Raw genomic sequence first — 2,727 nt, forward strand, 5'->3', positions numbered from 1 at the left:
AAGTAACAGCTACGTGGATGATTAACTCGGCAGTCGCTGGAACAAACGTTCTATTGCATTCTGCTTTTTGTGCATCTCCTTATCAAATTGCCACGGCGCCAATCGATGAATCTTAGGGGCACAACTGTCATCTTACTCAGATTAAGTACCAGCTACCTTACTTCATCTCCCCCATAGGTTTTCCCCAGCATAATGATAGTGGGTTGTTTAAAAAATACCGTAGCAGATGGAGTTCGTACTGAAATATGGCCCTAAGGGCTGTTCCTGTTTGGATGTGGCCTATGGATTGATAAGAATAAGCGCACCTCATTGAGGTTCCAGCATAACCATAAAGCAAGCTTGCAATGTCCGGATGAATATTCAGTGATCCATAGTCATCAAAGTTGTGGGAGAATTTTTACGATATAACAACCTGGTTTCTGTATGACCGCTATGGGCATGCCCTATCCAATGCGTACCAATTGCCCATAGGGAAGTCTGCCAAAGGGCTTCGGGGGTTAAGGTAAGCTGTATGGGCGCTGCAATGCCTGGTTCCCGCCAGGTAAGTGACAGACAATATTGTTTTAAGCACTGGTTATAAATCCGGATATGGAATGGGTTTTCGTGGATGGACGTTACCCTAAGCGCAACAGGGTGCCAAGGCAGGGATTCCCGGAGTGCGCAGTTTCGTGGAAGGCAACGCGGATTTGAACAGGGAACTCTACAAAAATCGGCCTCTGGTTGAGAATGCGGTTGCACGCTTGAAGCACGACCGCACGAATGCCTCACGTTTCGACAAACTCAGCGGCCCGCTTGTGCCTTCCTATGGCCGTCTATGTGTTGCGGAAACGCAGGGGTGGTATAGCGGGCCAGTGTCACCGGCCCTTTTTAAAAGGGCATTGCGGTTTTTCCGGGCACTTGCGCTTAGAAATATAGGCATCAAAATGATCTTATTGAATTGCATTCCGTTTTCTTTCGTGTCAAAGCGGCGTAGAATCCAAAGGTTTCTGTCAGTATTTGGACCGGTTTTTGCGAACCAATAGCGCAAGCGGTTCAAACTGCCCGGGCATTTTCTAAAATCCCTTCCCTTCAACAGGAGAACGGTAACGTGGCCTAAGCGTAAGTAAAAGGCGCTGACCCAAGGTGTGCAACCACCAGAGGGCCAGCTAACCAAATTGATAACATGACTATCAAAATGGCTGTATGGATAATACGCTAGAAACCCGCTCGTCTTCAATAAAGCGGAGCCCCTTCAGGCACTTGGCGCGGTTCCCCAGGCCCTGGGGGCGTTGCGTGCGGCAGTTCTGCTTTACCGCCTACCGTTCCCGCGCCCCGCCTTGTATTTCCTTCAACCATTACACCCCGGGTATTCCCATCACAAAAAGTCAGCCCGGAATTTGCAAACCGGAGGGAAAGGCTTATGTTGGTTCTAAAACGCCGGCCAGGCGAGAATCTCAGAATTGGAAAAAATGTCTCCGTCATAGTATTGGAAATTACGGGTAATCAGGTCAGGGTGGGTATCAAGGCCCCGAAATCCCTGCCGGTACACCGGGAAGAGGTGTATCTGCGCATCCAAAAGGAGCGGGCGCGGGACAATGGAAAGCCTTTGGCAGTGGCTTCTCCCCGTGGGGAGGGTCTGCCATAGACCGGAATCTTCCCTGTGGGCCCGCAACCCCAGTCGCAGCAAAGGCCAGAAAGCTTCCACCGCGGGCATCCGGGTAGCCTATGTTTTCGGGGGCGCATGGTCTTTTGCTCGACCTGCGTCAGCATATTAAGGCAGGCTGCGTGCCCGGCTTAGTACCCTTGCCGACTTGCCTCTTGCTGACCCGCGATTGCAGTGTCTCAGGTGTACAGCCGATCCTGGAAGCAATAGCTGCGATCGCTGCCCAGCGAGACCGATGCTCGCTGGTCAACCTCATGCGAACTGCGTGTCCCCGTACTTACGAGGGAGTATCCAGGTCGTTTGTTCATTGGCTGGTTCTCTCATGAACGTTGGACTCCGGGAAACCCGGGGTGATTCAACGCTGTGCCAACGGCCGAATTTCTTCGGCAGACCTCGCCATTTGCAACCATGCTCGGCTATGTAAAGAATGGCATTCAGCACTTGTAAGTTGGATATTTTCACGTTGCCGCGCTGGAGGGGCAGGAAATCTTCGATAATTTTGTATTGTTGCGCTGTAATTTCCATGAAGGGATTATACAGGATTTAGTGTGAACAGGCCCTAATACATTTGAAGCCTACCACCGAGTCGGTCATCTTTCTTTAATTATTTCAATAGCTTGCGCTTAAGCAGGTACCATTCTATTTCGACCCCATTATTTTACTTGCGCATCTTAGCGTAAGTTAGCCAAACTGCAATTTCCACAAAAATACTATTTATGAGCCAAATTTCCGCACTAATTAAAAGAGGCACAAGAATTTTTGAAGGTTCACATAAGGCCCTAAATTCTTTGGGGGTAACTAAATTGCAGTCAAATGTCAATTTAAGATAAATATATATAAAAAGAAGTGAAATTGCTATTCCATAAATACATAGAAAAAATACAGAAACTATTTTATATTTGTTCCAAAGCAGATTAAATGAAGCATTGCTGAATATGCAGGCTCTGATCGCAGAAGAAATTAAAACAACTAAAATAGCAAAAGAAAATGACAAGAACCAAGCTTCAGGTACAATAGAAGGATAGTAAAAAAGCAAAAAACAAGCTGTTGAAATGCTAAAAAATAAGCAAATTCGAAAAATATAA

General features: G+C 47.3%; 2 protein-coding genes and 2 pseudogenes. 2 read left to right on the forward strand and 2 right to left on the reverse strand.

Features of this window, described 5'->3' with window-relative positions:
- Positions 1-626: 626 nt before the first annotated feature.
- Both Q5Y71_RS17705 and csrA read left to right on the forward strand, forming a co-directional pair.
- Positions 627-844 (forward strand): annotated as a pseudogene (locus Q5Y71_RS17705) (hypothetical protein); the annotation flags it as partial.
- Between the two features lie 555 nt (positions 845-1,399).
- Entirely contained in the window at positions 1,400-1,624 is a 225-nt protein-coding gene (gene csrA / locus Q5Y71_RS16555) for a carbon storage regulator CsrA (RefSeq protein WP_306043187.1), read from the forward strand.
- A 375-nt stretch (positions 1,625-1,999) separates the two neighbouring features.
- Here the strand turns inward: csrA and Q5Y71_RS16560 are convergent.
- Positions 2,000-2,167 (reverse strand): annotated as a pseudogene (locus Q5Y71_RS16560) (transposase); the annotation flags it as partial.
- Positions 2,168-2,300: 133 nt separating this feature from the next.
- The coding region (locus Q5Y71_RS16565) for a hypothetical protein (protein ID WP_306043188.1) at positions 2,301-2,727 on the reverse strand (427 nt) is incomplete at its 5' end.

Source organism: Microbulbifer sp. 2205BS26-8, assembly GCF_030731025.1.
Classification (GTDB): Bacteria; Pseudomonadota; Gammaproteobacteria; order Pseudomonadales; family Cellvibrionaceae; genus Microbulbifer; species Microbulbifer spongiae.

What these genes read in the sequence shown, in the direction of transcription:
- csrA (WP_306043187.1), top strand. Translation starts at nt 1,400, where the DNA reads ATGTTGGTTCTAAAACGCCGGCCAGGCGAGAATCTCAGAATTGGAAAA.